The sequence below is a fragment of the Streptomyces sp. NPDC048191 genome (assembly GCF_040652655.1).
GTDB lineage: Bacteria > Actinomycetota > Actinomycetes > Streptomycetales > Streptomycetaceae > Streptomyces.
In genome coordinates, this window is sequence record NZ_JBEZMO010000003.1 from 67,368 (window position 1) to 83,903 (window position 16,536).

Annotated in this window: 17 protein-coding genes; 8 read left to right on the forward strand and 9 right to left on the reverse strand. The window is 71.6% G+C overall.

All coding sequences use genetic code 11. The features are described from left to right. Positions 1-10 precede the first annotated feature (10 nt). From AB0D93_RS06105 to AB0D93_RS06115, 3 genes are read left to right on the forward strand one after another with little or no spacing between them, the layout of a single operon-like run. Positions 11-943, forward strand: a complete 933-nt coding sequence (locus AB0D93_RS06105; protein WP_362113745.1) for an ABC transporter substrate-binding protein — start codon at positions 11-13, stop codon at positions 941-943. Beyond that, on the forward strand, positions 944-2,359 hold the full coding sequence (locus tag AB0D93_RS06110; protein WP_362113748.1) for a cytosine permease: 1,416 nt from the start codon (positions 944-946) through the stop codon (positions 2,357-2,359). It begins immediately after the preceding gene. 10 nt (positions 2,360-2,369) lie between these two features. Further along, complete coding sequence (locus AB0D93_RS06115) at positions 2,370-2,795, forward strand: hypothetical protein (RefSeq protein ID WP_362113751.1); 426 nt, start codon at positions 2,370-2,372, stop codon at positions 2,793-2,795. A 7-nt stretch (positions 2,796-2,802) separates the two neighbouring features. Here AB0D93_RS06115 and AB0D93_RS06120 read toward each other — a convergent pair whose 3' ends face one another. Beyond that, a complete protein-coding gene (locus tag AB0D93_RS06120) occupies positions 2,803-3,564 on the reverse strand; it encodes an SDR family oxidoreductase (RefSeq protein ID WP_362113754.1) in 762 nt (253 codons plus the stop codon). A gap of 162 nt (positions 3,565-3,726) precedes the next feature. On the opposite strand from AB0D93_RS06120, the gene AB0D93_RS06125 reads away from it, so the two are divergent. Further along, positions 3,727-4,557: a helix-turn-helix transcriptional regulator gene (locus AB0D93_RS06125; protein ID WP_362115050.1), complete on the forward strand. Its 831-nt coding sequence runs from the start codon at positions 3,727-3,729 to the stop codon at positions 4,555-4,557. A gap of 322 nt (positions 4,558-4,879) precedes the next feature. Here AB0D93_RS06125 and AB0D93_RS06130 read toward each other — a convergent pair whose 3' ends face one another. Further along, complete coding sequence (locus AB0D93_RS06130; protein ID WP_362113757.1) at positions 4,880-6,268, reverse strand: cystathionine beta-synthase; 1,389 nt, start codon at positions 6,266-6,268, stop codon at positions 4,880-4,882. Between the two features lie 160 nt (positions 6,269-6,428). On the opposite strand from AB0D93_RS06130, the gene AB0D93_RS06135 reads away from it, so the two are divergent. The 3 genes from AB0D93_RS06135 (at position 6,429) to AB0D93_RS06145 (ending at position 9,937) form a co-directional block, all read left to right on the forward strand. Continuing rightward, entirely contained in the window at positions 6,429-7,448 is a 1,020-nt protein-coding gene (locus AB0D93_RS06135) for an SGNH/GDSL hydrolase family protein (RefSeq protein WP_362113760.1), read from the forward strand. Positions 7,449-7,650: 202 nt separating this feature from the next. Next, on the forward strand, positions 7,651-8,871 hold the full coding sequence (locus AB0D93_RS06140; RefSeq protein WP_362113763.1) for an acetyl-CoA C-acetyltransferase: 1,221 nt from the start codon (positions 7,651-7,653) through the stop codon (positions 8,869-8,871). Positions 8,872-9,154: 283 nt separating this feature from the next. After that, on the forward strand, positions 9,155-9,937 hold the full coding sequence (locus tag AB0D93_RS06145) for a hypothetical protein (RefSeq protein WP_362113766.1): 783 nt from the start codon (positions 9,155-9,157) through the stop codon (positions 9,935-9,937). A 48-nt stretch (positions 9,938-9,985) separates the two neighbouring features. On the opposite strand, the gene AB0D93_RS06150 is transcribed toward AB0D93_RS06145, so the two are convergent. Then, on the reverse strand, positions 9,986-10,297 hold the full coding sequence (locus AB0D93_RS06150) for a hypothetical protein (protein ID WP_362113769.1): 312 nt from the start codon (positions 10,295-10,297) through the stop codon (positions 9,986-9,988). A gap of 99 nt (positions 10,298-10,396) precedes the next feature. Here AB0D93_RS06150 and AB0D93_RS06155 point away from each other — a divergent pair, with 99 nt between their 5' ends. Continuing rightward, the gene (locus tag AB0D93_RS06155; protein ID WP_067045839.1) at positions 10,397-10,627 is read left to right on the forward strand and encodes a DUF4287 domain-containing protein; all 231 of its coding nucleotides are present in this window, start codon (positions 10,397-10,399) and stop codon (positions 10,625-10,627) included. A 73-nt stretch (positions 10,628-10,700) separates the two neighbouring features. Here AB0D93_RS06155 and AB0D93_RS06160 read toward each other — a convergent pair whose 3' ends face one another. From AB0D93_RS06160 to AB0D93_RS06185, 6 genes are all read right to left on the reverse strand, one after another. Then, positions 10,701-11,555 carry a Bax inhibitor-1/YccA family protein gene (locus AB0D93_RS06160; RefSeq protein ID WP_362113774.1) on the reverse strand — a complete coding sequence of 285 codons (855 nt, stop codon included), beginning with the start codon at positions 11,553-11,555 and terminating at the stop codon, positions 10,701-10,703. Positions 11,556-11,741: 186 nt separating this feature from the next. After that, positions 11,742-12,917: a 4-hydroxybenzoate 3-monooxygenase gene (locus AB0D93_RS06165; protein WP_362113777.1), complete on the reverse strand. Its 1,176-nt coding sequence runs from the start codon at positions 12,915-12,917 to the stop codon at positions 11,742-11,744. 183 nt (positions 12,918-13,100) lie between these two features. Next, on the reverse strand, positions 13,101-13,781 hold the full coding sequence (locus AB0D93_RS06170; RefSeq protein ID WP_362113779.1) for a hypothetical protein: 681 nt from the start codon (positions 13,779-13,781) through the stop codon (positions 13,101-13,103). A 64-nt stretch (positions 13,782-13,845) separates the two neighbouring features. Further along, a complete protein-coding gene (locus AB0D93_RS06175) occupies positions 13,846-15,771 on the reverse strand; it encodes a hypothetical protein (RefSeq protein WP_362113782.1) in 1,926 nt (641 codons plus the stop codon). A gap of 99 nt (positions 15,772-15,870) precedes the next feature. Next, positions 15,871-16,089 (reverse strand): hypothetical protein, encoded by a 219-nt coding sequence (locus AB0D93_RS06180; protein ID WP_351205916.1) that lies wholly within the window; start codon positions 16,087-16,089, stop codon positions 15,871-15,873. 44 nt (positions 16,090-16,133) lie between these two features. Beyond that, the gene (locus AB0D93_RS06185) at positions 16,134-16,349 is read right to left on the reverse strand and encodes a hypothetical protein (protein ID WP_362113786.1); all 216 of its coding nucleotides are present in this window, start codon (positions 16,347-16,349) and stop codon (positions 16,134-16,136) included. Positions 16,350-16,536 lie beyond the last annotated feature (187 nt).

Consider the following 16,536-nt stretch of genomic DNA (forward strand, 5'->3'; position numbering starts at 1 on the left):
AATCCGACCCATGAACCGACGTACTGTCCTCGGCGGCCTGTTCGCGGTCGCCTCCGTCCCCGCCCTCTCCGCCTGCGCGGGCGGCATCACCTCCCTCAACGGCCAGGGCTCCGCCGCCGGCGGCGGTGGCTCCAGCAAGGGCGGAGTCACCATCGGCACCGCCAACTTCACCGAGAACCAGGTGCTCGGCTACCTCTACGCGGCCGCCCTCCAGGGCGCCGGTGTGAAGACGACCGTCCGCCCCAACCTCGGCACCCGCGAGATCGTCATCCCGGCCCTGAGGGGCGGAGACATCGACCTGCTGCCCGAGTACCAGGGCGCCCTGCTCAACTACCTCGCACCGAAGGTCACGGCCACCGAGTCGGGCGAGATGCAGAACGCCCTCACCCAGGCCCTCCCGGCCGGCCTCCAGGTACTGCCGTACGGCATGGCGGAGGATTCCGACGCCTTCGTCGTCACCCGCGGGACCGCGCAGAAGTACGGCCTCACCTCCCTCGCCGACCTGCGCGAGCAGAACGGCAAGCTGGTCGTCGGCGCCGCCCCCGAGGTGAAGAAGCGCCAGGTCGGCGCGGTCGGCCTGAAGGACGTCTACGGCGTGGAGTTCAAGGAGTTCAAGTCGCTCGACTCCGACGGGCCCCTGGTCAAGGGCGCGCTCAAGAAGGGCGACGTGGACGTGGCGAACCTGTTCACCACCGACACCGACATCAAGGCCAACGACTGGGTGGTGCTCACCGACCCCCAGCACCTGATCCCCAGCCAGCACATCGTCCCGCTCATCGCCGACCGCAAGGCCGACGACACCGTCCGCAAGGCCCTCGCCCGGCTCGGCAACCTGCTGACCACGGCCCAGCTCACCGAGCTCAACCGGCAGGTGGACAAGGACAAGAAGGACCCCGAGGACGTGGCGAACGCGTACGCGAAGCAGCACGGGCTGGTGAAGTAGATGGGCGGCATGGTGGAACTGCGCTCCATCGACGTCGTCCCCGACGACGAGCGGCACGGCACCGCGTTCAGCCAGTTCACTCTCTGGCTGGGCGCCAACCTGCAGATCACGGCGGTCGTCACCGGCGCGCTCGCGGTCGTCTTCGGCGGGGACGTCGTCTGGTCGCTCGTCGGTCTGCTGCTGGGCAACCTCCTCGGCGGGGCGGTGATGGCCCTGCACTCGGCGCAGGGCCCCAGGCTCGGGCTGCCGCAGATGATCCAGTCGCGGGCGCAGTTCGGGGTGCGCGGGGCGGTCGTACCGCTGCTGCTGGTCGTCGTGATGTACGTCGGCTTCTTCGCGTCCGGCAGCGTGCTCGCCGGGCAGGCGGTGGGCGACCTGACGCACACGAACGACACCACCGGGATCGTCGTGTTCGCCGCCGTCACGGCGGTCATGGCGGCCGTCGGCTACCGGGTCATCCACGCCCTCGGCCGTATCGCGAGCACGGTCTGCGCGCTCGCCTTCGTCTACCTGGGCATCCGCCTGCTCGACCGCGCCGACGTGACCGCCCTGCTGCACGACGCCCACTTCTCGCTGCCGGTGTTCCTGCTGGCGACGTCCCTGTCGGCGTCCTGGCAGCTGGCGTTCGGGCCGTACGTGGCGGACTACTCGCGCTATCTGCCGCGCACGACGTCCCCGAGGGCGACCTTCTGGTGGACGCTGTCCGGGTCGGCGCTGGGCTCGCAGTGGTCCATGACCTTCGGGGTGCTGGTCGCGGCCACGGCGGGCGCGAAGTTCCTGGACAGCCAGGTCGGTTACGTCGTCGCCCTCGGCGGCACCGGACTCGTCGCCTCCTTCTTCTACTTCGTCATCGCGCTCGGCAAGCTCACCATCAACGTCCTCAACACCTACGGCGGTTTCATGTCGATGGTGACGAGCGTGAGCGGCTTCCGGGGGCAGCGGCAGCTGTCGCGGGCGGGGCGGGCCGGGTACATCGCGCTCGTCATGGTCGCGGGGACGGCGGTGGCCCTGCTGGGCAAGGACAGCTTCCTGTCCTCCTTCAAGGACTTCCTGCTGTTCCTGCTGACCTTCTTCACGCCCTGGTCGGCGATCAACCTGGTCGACTACTACCTGATCTCCAGGGAGCGCTACGACATCCCGGCCCTGTCCGACCCGCACGGCCGCTACGGCGCCTGGCGCTGGGACGCCCTCGCCGTGTACGCGCTCGGCCTGCTCGCCCAGCTGCCGTTCCTGGCCACCGGCTTCTACACCGGCCCGCTGGTGGAGCCGCTGGGCGGCGCGGACATCTCCTGGATCGTCGGGCTGGCGGTACCGGCGCTGCTGTACTGGCTGGTGGGGCGGCGGAACGCGGCCTGCCCGCCGGCGGACGGCAAGAGGGGGGTTGTCCCCAGTGCGGAGGGCGTGAGCACTCCCTAGGCTGAACGGCATGAGCACACCGGAGACTCGGGACGTCGACCTCAAGAAGGACCTCGACGCCACCGTGCGGGCACGCAGGGACCTGGGCGACGACTACGACTCCGCCCTGGTGGACTCCTTCCTGGAGAAGGTCGAGCAGCGGATCGACGACGTGGTGGACCGCCGGGTGCGGCGCCACCTGGCCGAGGAGCGGATGGAGAGCGCGCGCGGTGCCCGGCGCCCGAAGGACGCCGACACCTGGGCCGAGCGCTTCGGGCTCGCGATCGTCTCGCTGGTCCTGGCGATCCCGCTGACCGCCGTGGCCGGCGGCGTCGCGGGGACGGTCGGGACGATCGCCGCCTGGCTCGGCATCGTCGGCGTCAACTTCGCCCAGGCCGTACGGCTCAACCCGGGGCTGCTCGCCGGCCGCCGCGACCGCTCCGACCCGCAGGACTGAGCCCGGCTCACGCCTGCCGGGTCGGCAGGACCATGATCTGGCGGAGGTTGACGTGCCGGGGCCGGCTGGTGGCGTAGGCGACGACGTCCGCGACCTCCGCCGCCGACAGCATGCCGATCGCGTCGAGCATGCCGTCCAGCTGCCCGGACAGCTCCGCGCTGTCGATGTGGTCCTTCAGCTCGGTGCCCGTCAGCCCCGGCTCGATGTTCGTCACCCGCACGTCCTGCGGCCCGAACTCGGTGCGCAGGGACTGCGAGAGATAGGTCACCGCGGCCTTCGTGGCCCCGTACACCGCGTAGTTGGGGAAGGGGATGTGGGCGCCGATGGAGGAGACGTTCACCAGGTCGGCGGTGCGGCCCTCGCCGGCGGCGGCCACCAGGTCGGCCCGGAAGGCGCGGATGACCCGCAGCACGCCGGTGACGTTGGTGTCCAGCATCCGCTGCCACTCGTCGAGGCGGCCGTCGGCGATCGGGTTCGGGAGCATGACCCCGGCGTTGTTGACGACGAGGTCGACGGACCCGAACGTCTCGTGCACCAGATCCCGGGCGGCCGCCACGGACGCCTCGTCGGTGACGTCGGCGGCCACGGCGAGCGCCTCGCCCCCGTCGGCCCGGATCTTCTCCACCAGAGCCTGAAGCCGGTCCGCGCGCCGGGCGAGCAGCGCCACCCGGGCGCCTTCGGCGGCCAGGTGCCGGGCGACGGCCTCGCCGATGCCGCTGGCGGCTCCGGTGACGACGGCGGTGCGGCCGGAGAGGTTCTCGTACGACATGGGTGTTCCCCCTGGTCTGGACGCCGGGGCGGGCCCCCGGCGGCTGACACCACCCTCGCCGCTTCCGCCCGCCCTACCCAGGGATGCGCTTTTCCTGGGTCTGCCAGTACCAGGTTCACGGCCGGCGCCTGACCTACGATCGACCGTATGGACGGGGACTGGCTGGAAGGGGAAGTCGGCGACTTCCTGCGCTCGCGACGTGCACGGATCCAGCCCGAGGAGGTGGGGCTGGCGAGCCATGGCCGGCGCCGCGTGCCGGGGCTGCGCCGCGAGGAGGTGGCCCAGCTCGCGGGGGTCAGCGTCGACTACTACATCCGCCTGGAGCAGGGGCGCGGGACGAGCGTGAGCGACGCCGTGCTGGACGCGGTCGCCCGGGTGCTGCGGCTGGACGAGACCGAGCAGGCCTATCTGCGCACGGTGGCGCGCCCGCGCCGGCAGCGGGACCGGCAGCGGTCCGCGCCCCGCGTCCGCCCCGGCGTCCGGATCCTGCTCGACGGCATGGAGCGCAGCCCGGCGTTCGTGCTGGGCCGGTGCATGGAGGTCCTCGCGTGGAACGCCCTCGGCGACGCGGTCAACGGCTTCAGCCGCCTGGCGCCGGCGGAGCGGAGCATGCCCCGGCAGGTCTTCCTGGACCCGGCCGGCCGTGACCTCTACCCGGAGTGGCGCGCGGTCGCCGCACAGACGGTGGCCCATCTGCGGGTCAACGCGGGCCGCTACGCCGACGACCCCGAGCTGTGCGCCCTGGTCGGCGAACTCTCCCTGAGGAGCGAGGACTTCCGCCGCCTGTGGGCGGACCACGAGGTCAGCGAGTGCGCCTACGGCGTGAAGAAGATCCGGCACCCGGTGGCGGGACTGCTGACCCTGCCGTACGAGACGCTGACGATCCCGGCGGCCCCGGACCAGACGATCGTGGCGTACACGCCGGAACCGGGGTCGGAGACGGCGGAGCGGCTGGCGCTGCTGGGGAGTTGGGCGAGCACGGAGGCCCGCTGAGAAAGACTGTCGCGGGGACCGCCGCACCCCCGTTGCCGGGGGGCGGGACGACGGCGGTCCCCGCGAGGGACGCGGGCCGGGTCAGGGCCGGGCTTGCGCGTCCGTGGCGTCCATGGAGGTCCGGGAGCCGCTCCGGAGGTCCTAGGCGCCGTTCGGCGTCGGCCTGGGCGGGGAGCCGCTCCCACCCCTGCCGACACCCACCACTGTGCCGGAGGCGTGTTAAGCGGGTGCTGCGCGCACGTGACACGCTCGTACCACTTCCGCGAACCCCGGCCCATCTCAAGAGGCTCGGGTGAACCCGCAGTTCACCGCGGTTTCGCCGCTACTTTCCGCCCTTGGCCAGGAAGGCCAGCAGGTCCTGCCGGCTGACCACGCCGGTCGGCTTGCCCTCGACCAGGACGATCGCCGCGTCGGCCGAGCCGAGCACGGACATCAGGTCGCCGACCGCCTCGCCGGAGCCGACCTGGGGCAGCGGGGCGGACATGTGCTTCTCCAGCGGGTCGTCGAGGGACGCGCGCTTGCTGAACAGCGCGTCCAGCAGCTCCCGTTCCACCACGGACCCGACGACCTCGGCGGCCATCACGTCCGGGTGACCGGCACCCGGCTTGACGACCGGCATCTGCGAGACGCCGTACTCGCGCAGCACCTCGATGGCCTGGCCGACCGTCTCCTCCGGGTGCATGTGCACCAGCGACGGGATGGTGCCGCCCGCCTTGTGGCTCAGCACGTCGCCGACGCGGGCGCTCGGGCCCTCGTCCTCCAGGAAGCCGTAGTCGGCCATCCACTCGTCGTTGAAGATCTTGCTGAGGTAGCCGCGCCCGCTGTCCGGGAGCAGCACGACCACGACGTCGTCCGGGCCGAGCCGCTCGGCGACCCGGAGCGCGGCCACGACGGCCATGCCGCAGGAGCCGCCGACGAGCAGGCCCTCCTCCTTGGCCAGGCGGCGGGTCATCTGGAAGGCGTCCTTGTCGGACACGGCGACGATCTCGTCGGCGACGGTGCGGTCGTAGGCGCTCGGCCAGAAGTCCTCACCGACGCCCTCGATCAGGTACGGCCGCCCCGAACCGCCGGAGTAGACGGATCCCTCCGGGTCGGCGCCGATGACCTGCACCGTGCCGTCGCTGGCGTCCTTCAGATAGCGGCCGGTGCCGGAGATGGTGCCGCCGGTCCCCACGCCCGCCACGAAGTGGGTGATCTTCCCCTCGGTCTGCTCCCACAGCTCGGGGCCGGTCGAGTGATAGTGCGAGAGCGGGTTGTTGGGGTTGGAGTACTGGTCGGGCTTCCACGCGCCCGGGGTCTCACGGACGAGCCGGTCGGAGACGTTGTAGTACGAGTCCGGGTGCTCGGGGTCCACGGCGGTCGGGCACACGACGACCTCGGCACCGTACGCGCGCAGCACGTTGATCTTGTCGGTGGAGACCTTGTCGGGGCACACGAAGATGCACTTGTAGCCCTTCTGCTGCGCCACGATGGCCAGGCCCACACCGGTGTTCCCGCTGGTCGGCTCGACGATCGTGCCGCCCGGCTTCAGTTCCCCGCTCTGCTCGGCGGCCTCGATCATGCGCAGGGCGATGCGGTCCTTCACGGAGCCGCCGGGGTTGAAGTACTCCACCTTGGCCAGGACGGTCGCCTGGATGCCCTTGGTCACGTTGTTGAGTCTCACCAGCGGGGTGTTGCCGACGAGGCTGATCATCGAGTCGTGGAATCGCACCGTTGTCTCCGGTCGCTGCAAAAAGAACTGTTCGTAGTGGTGTCGCCAGCCTAAGGCCACGTGTGTGCCCGGGGCGGCCGTTCACTCCCTGTGGAGATTGACGCACGGTCTGTACGGGGCAAGGAGTGGGTGTACGGCTACGAGGAGGTGGCGGCGACGCATGACGAGCATGTCGAGGGCGAGAGTGGCCCGGCGCATCGCGGCCGGAGCGGCGTACGGCGGTGGCGGGGCCGGGCTGGTCGGCGCGGCCGCGGTGGGTCTGCTCCTGGCGGAGGTACGACTGGCCCGGCGCCATGTGGGCAACGGCAGCAGCGGCCGCGTCCCCATGGCCGACGGCGTCTACGGCCACGCGTACGACATCCCCGGGGAACAGCCCCTGCGCCTGACCATGCTCGGCGACTCCACGGCGGCCGGGCAGGGCGTGCACCGGGCGGGCCAGACACCGGGCGCGCTGCTGGCCTCGGGGCTGGCGGCGGTGGCCGAACGCCCGGTGGAACTGCGCAACGTCGCCCTGCCCGGGGCCCGGTCCGACGATCTGGACCGCCAGGTGGCGCTGGTGCTGTCCGCGGCGCCTCCGGCCCCCGACATCTGCGTGATCATGATCGGCGCGAACGACGTGACGCACCGGATGCCACCGACCCGTTCGGTACGGCACCTGTCGGCGGCGGTACGACGACTGCGCACGGCCGGTGCGGAGGTGGTGGTCGGCACCTGCCCCGACCTCGGCACGATCGAGCCGGTGCAGCAGCCGTTGCGCTGGCTGGCCCGGCGGGCCTCACGGCAGCTGGCGGCGGCACAGACGATCGGGGTGGTGGAGCAGGGGGGCCGGACCGTGTCCCTCGGGGACCTGCTGGGCCCGGAGTTCGAGGCGAACCCCCGGGAGCTGTTCGGCCCCGACAACTACCACCCCTCGGCCGAGGGCTACGCGACGGCCGCCATGGCCGTCCTGCCCACGGTCTGCGCCGCGCTGGGCATGTGGCCGGCGGAGGAGGAGCGGCCGGACGTGTCCCGGCGCGAGGGCTTCCTGCCGGTGGCCCGCGCCGCGGCCGAGGCGGCGTCGGAGGCGGGCACGGAGGTCACGGCGGCGATGCCGACAGGCCCTCGTGGACCGTGGGCCCTGCTCAAGCGCCGGCGCCGGCGCCGGGTACCGGAGGCCGAACCGGCGACTCCCTCGGCCTGAGCGGCCCCTCCCGCCGTCGGCCGAGCGGCGGGAGGCAAAAGCAAGCGCTTAGTAAACTGCGGTCAGTGTCACACCCCCACACGCGTGACCTGAACCATACGGAGCGGTAACTTCCCAAGCGGCCCTGCCCGAAAAGCACAACCGCCCACCCGCCGCGCCTCATCGAGGCGCTCCGCGCCGCCCCCGTTGCATTGGAGCCGTGATGCCCGAAGCCGTCATCGTCTCGACCGCCCGCTCCCCCATCGGCCGCGCCGGCAAGGGTTCCCTCAAGGATCTGCGCCCCGACGACCTGACCGCCACGATCATCCAGGCCGCGCTCGCCAAGGTCCCCGAGCTGGACCCCAGGGACATCGACGACCTGATGCTCGGCTGCGGCCTCCCCGGCGGCGAGCAGGGCCACAACCTCGGCCGCATCGTCGCCGTGCAGATGGGCATGGACCACCTGCCGGGCTGTACCGTCACCCGCTACTGCTCCTCGTCCCTGCAGACCTCCCGCATGGCCCTGCACGCCATCAAGGCCGGCGAGGGCGACGTCTTCATCTCGGCCGGTGTCGAGACGGTCTCCCGCTTCGTCAAGGGCAGCTCCGACGGCCTGCCGGACACGCACAACCCGCTGTTCGCCGAGGCCGAGGCGCGCACCGAGGCCGTGGCCGCGTCGACCGGCTCCACCTGGCACGACCCGCGCGAGGACGGCCTGATCCCCGACGCGTACATCGCGATGGGCCAGACCGCCGAGAACCTCGCCCGCTGGAAGGGCGTCACCCGCGAGGAGATGGACGAGTTCGGCGTCCGCTCGCAGAACCTGGCCGAGCAGGCCATCAAGAACGGCTTCTGGGAGCGCGAGATCACCCCGGTGACCCTCCCCGACGGCACGGTCGTGAGCAAGGACGACGGCCCCCGCCCCGGCGTCACGCTGGAGGGTGTCGCGGGCCTCAAGCCGGTCTTCCGCCCGGACGGGCTGGTCACCGCCGCCAACTGCTGCCCGCTCAACGACGGCGCCGCCGCCGTCGTCATCATGAGCGACACCAAGGCCCGCGAGCTGGGCCTGACGCCGCTCGCCCGGATCGTGTCCACCGGCGTCTCCGGCCTCTCCCCCGAGATCATGGGCCTCGGCCCGGTCGAGGCGAGCCGGCAGGCCCTGCGCCGCGCCGGCCTCACCATCGACGACATCGACCTGGTCGAGATCAACGAGGCCTTCGCCGCCCAGGTGATCCCCTCCTACCGGGACCTCGGCATCGACATCGACAAGCTGAACGTCAACGGCGGCGCCATCGCCGTCGGCCACCCCTTCGGCATGACCGGCGCCCGGATCACCGGCACGCTCATCAACTCCCTGCAGTGGCACGACAAGCAGTTCGGCCTGGAGACGATGTGCGTCGGCGGCGGCCAGGGCATGGCGATGGTCATCGAGCGCCTGAGCTGACGCACCGTCCGTAGCGGGGCAGGCACGTTACGTCAGGAAACGGCCCGGAACCTAGGAAACGCCACGGTTCCGGGCCTTTTCGTGATCCAATCTCCCCCAGGATGTGACCTATCTCGCCCCTGGGACACATCGGTGCAGGTCAGCGCAGGTCAGCGCGGTACGCGACGAACCCGCAAGGCCCAAGCCCTGTCCGTTTCGTGACGTTACGCACTGACAGCTGCTTAGTCCGCCCTTCAAGCTGATGTAGGAAGTCGGGGGTCGACTTTGAACCGGGAGTACGTCAGTGAGCGCCATGCCGATCGCCCTGCTGCTCACCACGGCCGCCACCGGCGCCGTGGGCGTCGCCGTCCTGCGCACCGTGCTCAAGCTGCGCCGCCAGCTCACGGAGCTGGAGAGCCGGCTCGCGGAGAACCAGTCAGCCGCCATGCGCGCGTTGCTGCCGAACGCCCGCAGCCACGCGGACGCCGAGCAGATACGCGCCGCCGTGGCCGAGGCGCTCGCCGAGGAGCGGGAGCGGGAGCTGGCCGAGGCGCGCGCCTTCTGGGCGGCCCAGGAGGCCCGTGACGCCGCCGACGCCCCGACCCTGCTGGGCCTGCCGGACTCCGAGCTGTTCCTGCCCCGGCAGAACGACTTCGCCGGCCTGGAGCCGGTGTCCGAGCCGACCGCCGACTCCGACGAGTTCGCCGGGGAGTCCCCCGAGCTGGCCGCGGCCCGCCGCCGTCACCCCTCGCACCCGGACTTCGTCCCGGTGCAGTCGCCCGCGGTGAACGACCACGAGCGCACGGTGACCACGCTGGAGGAGCTGGCCACCGAGCGCGTCGAGCTCTCCGACGTCCGCCCGGGCCCGCTCGGCACCCTCGACGTCTACGTCTTCGCCGACGGCACCACCCTGTGCATGACCCCGGGCCACCGCGAGACCGCCGAGCGCCTCGCGGCGGCCGTGGAAGCGGGCGAGGCCCCCTACCTCCTGGGCGGCTCGGGCGTCTCCGGCGCCTACACCCTCACCTTCGCCGTCGGCGAGGACACGGTGTACATCCTGGCGGACCGGGTCATCGCGTCCCTGTGACGGCTTCCCGGAAACGGGGCGGGGAACAGTGCCGGTCGCGCACCGGCCTCACACCCCCGCCCGCTGCCGCGCCTCCTCCACCACCCGTACCGCCTCGGCGACTTCCTCATCACTGAGCAACACCAGCGCCAGGTCGTGCGCGGCCACCAGAATCTGGTCGGCCGCGGCGAACATCCCGGCGTCCGGCATCTCCCGGGGCTCGCTCCCCGGCTCCTCCACGGCCTGGGCCCGCCGGGCCAACTCCCTGGCCAGCGCCAGCGCCTCCGCGGCTGCCCCCCGCTGCAGCCGGCTCTGCGGCGCCGCGCGCAACTTGTCGGCGAAGTGATCCACTGCTCGGGTCAAGGGCGTCGTATCAACCACGCGCCGAGAGTAACGTGCCGCACTGTTGCCAATACGCGAACGCTCAGGCACGGTGACGTGAAGGACCGGCTTATATCCCCTTTGCGTTCGGAGGCGCCGATGTCCCAACTCTTCTCCGAGGAGACCCACCGCAATCTGCTCGCCCGCATTCCCCACTGCACCGGTCGTGAAGTCTCCGACTGGCTGCGCACCGTAGAAGAAGGTCCCGCCCTGGTCCGCTTCGAGGAGAAGGTCAGCTGGCTCCGGCACGAGTACGACCTCGCGTACGGCCACGCGAAGGCGATCGTCCATGAGTACGACCTGAGGAGGGCAGCCCGCAAGCTGCTCTAGACGCGCAAGGGCCCCGGGTCGGAACCCGGGGCCCTTCTCATGACCGGCGCACGCGCCGGGTGTTGCCGACGCGCTAGTCGTTGTTGGTGAAGATCGCCACCAGTCGCAGCATCTCCAGGTAGATCCAGACCAGGGTCACCGTGAGGCCGAACGCGGCGAGCCAGGACTCGTTGCGCGGGGCGCCGTAGGCGATGCCGTCCTCGATCTGCTTGAAGTCGAGGGTCAGGAAGAACGCGCCGAGCAGGATCGCGATGATGCCGACGAGGGCGCCGAGCGGACCGAAGCTGCGCAGCCCGCCGTTCTCGGCGACGCCGAACACGACCAGGAGCAGGTTGACCGCCATGACCACCAGGAACGCCATGGCGATGGCCATGCCGATGCGGGCGTAGCGGGCGGTGACGCGGATCCAGCCGGCCTTGTAGACGAGCAGGGTCGCCGCCGAGACCGCCATGGTGCCGAGCACCGCCTGGAACGGGGCGCCGCTCCAGCGGCTGTTGTACATCTCGCTGATGACACCCAGGAAGACGCCCTCGAAGGCGGCGTACCCGAGGATCAGCGCGGGCGACGGGGTCCGCTTGAAGCTCTGGACCATCGCCAGCACGAACGCGATCAGCGCCGAGCCGACGGCCAGGCCGTAGCTGGTCGTCGAGACCGGCAGCAGGGCCCAGGCGAGGACGGCGCCGACGGCGACGGTGCCGAGCGTGATGGCCGAGCGGACGACGACGTCGTCCATGGTCATCCGGTCGGTGGTGGCGGGGGCCTGCGGCGGGGCGCCCACGCCCTGCTGGGCATACGGGTTCTGCGCGTACGGATTCTGCGCGTAGGGGTTGCCCTGTGCGTACCCGGCCTGCGGTGCGGTGTTGAAGCCGGCGTAGCCGTTGTCGCGGCTGAACCCCCGTCGCGAGAAGACCGGGTTACTGCTCCTCATTTCACTCCTCCATGGCTGCCGTGCGCAGCCTTGGCTCAAGAGTAATGGATTGGCAAAGGACCCACCATGATACCTGAGGAGGATCTTTCCCCTGCCGTGCTGCCCAACACGCTACGCGGACCGGTGATTCCCGGCCATGGGTGATCGCCTTCCATGACGAACCTGCTACCACACCGAGACGTGCCGCTAACCCAGGGGGAACCCGGTGTACGCCTCGGCCAGGTCGGTCTCGGCCGCGCGGGAGGAGGCGATCCTTTCCAGCCGCGCCAGCTGGAGGCGGGCGTCGAAGGCGGTGGCGTCGGGGGCCGGATGGAGCATCGTCGTCATGTCGTAGGAGAAGCGTTCGGCCTGCCAGACGCGCCGCAGACAGGTCGCGGAGTAGGAGTCGAGGAGGTCCGGGGAGCCGGTGTCCCGCTCGTGGACGAGGGCGCGGGCGAGGGTGACGACGTCACCGACGGCGAGGTTCAGCCCCTTGGCGCCGGTCGGCGGGACGATGTGGGCGGCGTCGCCGGCGAGGAGGAGCCGGCCGTGGCGCATCGGCTCGTGCACGAAGGAGCGCATGGGGGTGACCGACTTCTGGGTGATGGGCCCGCGCTCCAGCCGCCAGTCGTCCCCGGTCTCGAAGCGCCGCTCCAGCTCCGACCAGATCTCGTCGTCCGGCCAGTCGTCGGCGTCCGTGTCGGCGGGCACCTGGAGGTAGAGGCGGGAGACGGACGGGGAGCGCATCGAGAGAAGGGCGAAGCCGCGCTCGTGGCGGGCGTAGACGAGTTCGTCGTGCGAGGGTGCGACGTCGGCGAGGATGCCGAGCCAGGCGTAGGGGTACGTACGCTCGAACACCCGGGACCGTCCGGCCGGGAAGGCCGCCCGGGACACGCCCCAGAAGCCGTCGCAGCCGACGGCGTAGTCGCACTCCAGCACGTCCTCGCGGCCCTGGTGCCGGAACCGGATGCGCGGCCGGTCGCCGTCGGCGCCCTCCACGGCCAGCGCCTCCGCCTCGAACAGCAGCGGTCCGCCCTCCTCGAGCTGAAGGGCGATCAGGTCCTTGCAGACCTCCGTCTGGGCGTACACCAGCACCGACCGCCCGCCGGTCAGGCCGGGGAAGTCGACGCGGTGGCGGCGGCGGTCGAAGCGCAGCTCGACGCCGTCGTGCCGCAACCCCTCCCGGTCCATCCGCTCCCCGGCGCCGACGGCGCGCAGCACGTCGACCGTGCCCTGCTCCAGGATCCCGGCCCGCTGCCGATGCTCTACGTAGGCGCGGTCACGGCACTCCAGCACGACCGCGTCGACGCCCGCGCGGTGCAGCAGCCGCGCGAGCAGCAGTCCGGCCGGTCCGGCTCCGATGATCCCGACGGTGGTGCGCATCGGTTCGTCCCTTCGGGTCGACTCCACCTGCGTTCGTCCAGTGAACTTTCCTTCACTGATGTCGCGCCGAGTCTGGGCCGGGGGGCATCCGATGTCAATGGGCGGGCACGGCGCGGCCGCCCGCCGGGTCCGTGAGGGGCATTCACGGAACCCGGCGGGCGGCTGTGCGCGGCGGCGGGGCGGTCAGTGGCCCGGCCAGCCGTCCAGGTGGCGGTGGAGCGTGACGGTGGGCTGCGCCTTGGCCTTCGGGGCGTGGGCCACGGCGTCCCGCAGGACCCCGGTGACCTCCCCCGCCAGGCCGTCGACCCGCGTCTTCAGCTCGGCCGCGGGCAGGGTGGAGCGGGTCAGCGCGTCCAGCCGGCGATGGATGTCGGCGAGCCGCTGCCGCGCGCCGGCGTCGAGGCTGAGCGGCGCCGGCGTGGAGACGACGAACTGGTAGGCGCCGGCGAGGGTCTGGCAGCCGGTGCACTCCTTGTTGGCCGCGTCGCTGAGGTTCACGGCGTTGAGGTGCGTGTGCTCACCGGCGATCGTGACGATCTGGAAGGACAGCGCGACCGACCGGCAGTGATCGTCGGCCGAGCAGCCCGCGGAGACGGCGTTGGCCTGGTTGCGCACCCCCGCCGCGTTGACGGTGCCGAACTGGCGGATGGTGAAGGAGTCCCGGGCCTGGGTGTGATGGGCCCGGTCGGAGTGGCTGAAGACGTGGTCGGACGCGTAGGCCGCGTGGGCCGCCCCGGTCAGGGCCTGCGCCGGTACGGCGGCCGCACCGGCGACTCCAGCGGCTCCGGCCGCGAACAGGCCCATGCGCAGGGCGTGCCGGCTGAAGGGGTGGTTGCTGGAGCGTGCCTTGCGGTGGCTGCTCATGGGGTCTCCTGTGGTGTCATGAGGACTCCCTTCGGGGAGTGGGCTCCGGAGAGCCGACGGAAGGTCAGGACGACGTCGGCGCGGGCGAGTCGCCGGGCGGCGGGGACGTCGGACTGCCGGTCGGTGACGCGGGGACGCTCTCCGACGGGGTCGGGGAGGTCGGGGGGCCGGGATCGGGGCTGGTGGGCGGGGGCGGGTTCGCGGACGAGCCGCCCGTGGAGGACTGCGACTGGTGGGGCCCGGTGCCGGTCGGCTCGCCCGGTGCGGAAGCCGACGCGGGCGGCCGGGGCGCGGATGCGGACGCGCTTGCCGACTCACCCGGCGACGGTTCGTCCCCCCGCGCCGACGCGGAGGCCCCCGGTACCGCCGAGGGCGACACGGAGGCGCCGCCGCCGGTGCCGTACCGCCCGTGCCCGCCGTGGGCCGGGGTCGAGGCGTCCCGCGGCGCGGGCTCCTCGGTGGACACCCCGGGCTGCAGGATCGGTGCGATCGGGGGCTGCTTGGGCAGCGGCTTCGGCGTCATCCCGGATACCCAGGCGTAGGAGAGCCCGGTCAGTGCGGCGACGGCGAGCACGCACAGCGCGAGCCGCAGCCGGGGCCGTCCGGCGGTGACGCGCTTCGCGGCCCGGAACAGCCGCCCGCCGATCTTCACGGACAGATAGACGACGCCGGCCATCGGGCACAGCAGCATCACGCTGCCGATCACCCCGACGAGCCCGGCGACGATCTGTCCGTGCGCGAACGCCCCCGCCGTGCCGAGGAGTTGCTCGGTCAGCGAGCGGATCATCGTGGTGAGGATCCGGGGCAGGTTCCACAGCGCGTAGCCCATCTCGCCGACGATCAGCGGGACCATCGTGAGCACCCAGGTGGCCACGATGGTGCGCGCGGACTTCTTCAGCCCGGCGACCTCGGTGCGCGCCGCCCTGCCCTTCGCGCCCGGCACCAGCGAGAACAGGATCGGCTTGATCTTGCCGTAGAGATCCGGGACTCCGGCGAGGTCGCCGAGGATGTAGTAGCCGTCCAGGCGGACGGCCGGCATCAGCTGTTCCAGGATCTCGAAGTGCCCGAGGTAGACCGCGGCCAGGAAGAACTGCGCCCCGGTGGCGAAGTAGGCCCCGGCCATCGCCAGCATGAAGACGACGTTGAAGTACACCCCGCCGAGGTCCGTACGGAGCCGGCCGGCGCGGGAGATCCGGTAGACGTCGGTGACGTCGGTGTACATCGACGGCCAGATGAGGAACAGCCCGCAGCCGATGCAGCCGGGCCGGCCGCCGCCGTACCGGCAGGCGGAGGCGTGGCCGAACTCGTGGAAGACGAGGGAGGCCACGGTGAGGACGAAGACGATGAGGATCAGCACCGGCTGGTCCAGGACCTCCAGCACCGGCTCGATCGCGCCGAAGAAGCCGAACAGCCAGACGTCCATGGCGACGGCCGCGAGCAGCACGGCGGCGACCACGGCCGGGCGGTGCAGCCAGGCCAGGGCCTTGGCGATCCGCGTGGTACGGCGTTCGTCGAAGATCACCCGGTGGCCCTTGAGGGCGAGCAGCAGGTCGGAGCGCGGGGCGTCGACCTCGTCGTCCTCCTGGCCCTCGGGCACGGTCACGCCGAGCGGCTGGAGCTTGTTCTCCAGCAGGTAGCGGATGTTCTCGCCGCTGACCTCGCGGCCGAAGCGGGCGCTGACCCGGTGGGCGATCGTCTCCGCGTCGCGTATGCCGTCCACGGACGACGCCACCAGGTACAGCAGCCGGGACAGCTGCACGACCTGCCCGTCCCCCCGACGGGCGATGTACTTCGGCTCGGTGAAGCCCGAGCCCTGGTACTCACCGTGCAGCCGCAGCCCCGCGCTGAGCCGCGGGGCCGGGCGGACCGGCGTTCCGACGGCCGGCAGGCTGCCGGTCGTCACCTGTTCGTACGTCACCGGCCAGCCCCCGGGCCCGGGCACCGGACCGGTGTCGTACAGCGCGCTGGTGCCGTCGTCGAGCACCGTCATCCGTGGTCTCCCCCCACGTGTCCCCCCCCCATGGCCGCGGGGACGGACCACCCCGCACGCATGCGGTCCGTCCCCGCGGCCGTAGTCCCGGCGGTGCCGTTACTGCTTGACGGTGATCGTCTGCTGGGCCGAGGACTCGGCGTCCGACCACGCGGAGTGGTCGTTCACGGCGGCCGACTCGTTGTGCGCGTTGATGTTCGCGACGTGCTTGGTGACGTTGACCGTCTTGCCGAAGCTGAACTTCAGCCGGCCGAGGGCCTCGCGGCCCGGCAGCAGCTCCGCCGACTCGCCGTCCAGCTCGCGCATGTCCATGCTCATGATGAAGGTCCTTTCGTGGTGTTCGGTCGGGTGGTGCGCGAGCGTTACTGGCTGACGCTGATGGACTGGCAGGCGCCGGAGTCGGCGACCGACCACGAGGAGTGGTCGTTCAGGGCGGCCGACTCGTTGTGGGCGTTGATGTTCGCGACGTGCTTGGTGACGGTGACCGTCTTGCCGAAGCTGAACTTCAGCCGGCCGAGGGCCTCGCGGCCCGGCAGCAGCTCCGCGGACTCGGCGTCGAGCTCATGGGCGTTCAACATGGTCGATTCCCCCTCGGGAAACAGGCGGTTCCGGTCGGAGAGAGTCAGGTTCCCCCCGGACTCTGTCCAACTTGGTCGGACGGGCTGTCCAACGAGATTGGACACTAGGGCCTCGCGGGCCCCCTTCGCAACCCGTTCGGTGAATCACCCTTTCGGCGGCCCGGATACCCGACCGTAGAATCGGCGC

Bases quoted from the DNA above. Each gene is read 5' to 3' on its own strand.
- AB0D93_RS06115 (WP_362113751.1), top strand. From the start codon at position 2,370: ATGAGCACACCGGAGACTCGGGACGTCGACCTCAAGAAGGACCTCGAC.
- AB0D93_RS06180 (WP_351205916.1), bottom strand. From the start codon at position 16,089: ATGAGCATGGACATGCGCGAGCTGGACGGCGAGTCGGCGGAGCTGCTG.
- AB0D93_RS06175 (WP_362113782.1), bottom strand. From the start codon at position 15,771: ATGACGGTGCTCGACGACGGCACCAGCGCGCTGTACGACACCGGTCCG.
- AB0D93_RS06165 (WP_362113777.1), bottom strand. From the start codon at position 12,917: ATGCGCACCACCGTCGGGATCATCGGAGCCGGACCGGCCGGACTGCTG.
- AB0D93_RS06135 (WP_362113760.1), top strand. From the start codon at position 6,429: ATGACGAGCATGTCGAGGGCGAGAGTGGCCCGGCGCATCGCGGCCGGA.
- AB0D93_RS06120 (WP_362113754.1), bottom strand. From the start codon at position 3,564: ATGTCGTACGAGAACCTCTCCGGCCGCACCGCCGTCGTCACCGGAGCC.
- AB0D93_RS06110 (WP_362113748.1), top strand. From the start codon at position 944: ATGGGCGGCATGGTGGAACTGCGCTCCATCGACGTCGTCCCCGACGAC.
- AB0D93_RS06160 (WP_362113774.1), bottom strand. From the start codon at position 11,555: ATGAGGAGCAGTAACCCGGTCTTCTCGCGACGGGGGTTCAGCCGCGAC.
- AB0D93_RS06185 (WP_362113786.1), bottom strand. From the start codon at position 16,349: ATGTTGAACGCCCATGAGCTCGACGCCGAGTCCGCGGAGCTGCTGCCG.
- AB0D93_RS06105 (WP_362113745.1), top strand. From the start codon at position 11: ATGAACCGACGTACTGTCCTCGGCGGCCTGTTCGCGGTCGCCTCCGTC.
- AB0D93_RS06170 (WP_362113779.1), bottom strand. From the start codon at position 13,781: ATGAGCAGCCACCGCAAGGCACGCTCCAGCAACCACCCCTTCAGCCGG.
- AB0D93_RS06140 (WP_362113763.1), top strand. From the start codon at position 7,651: ATGCCCGAAGCCGTCATCGTCTCGACCGCCCGCTCCCCCATCGGCCGC.
- AB0D93_RS06155 (WP_067045839.1), top strand. From the start codon at position 10,397: ATGTCCCAACTCTTCTCCGAGGAGACCCACCGCAATCTGCTCGCCCGC.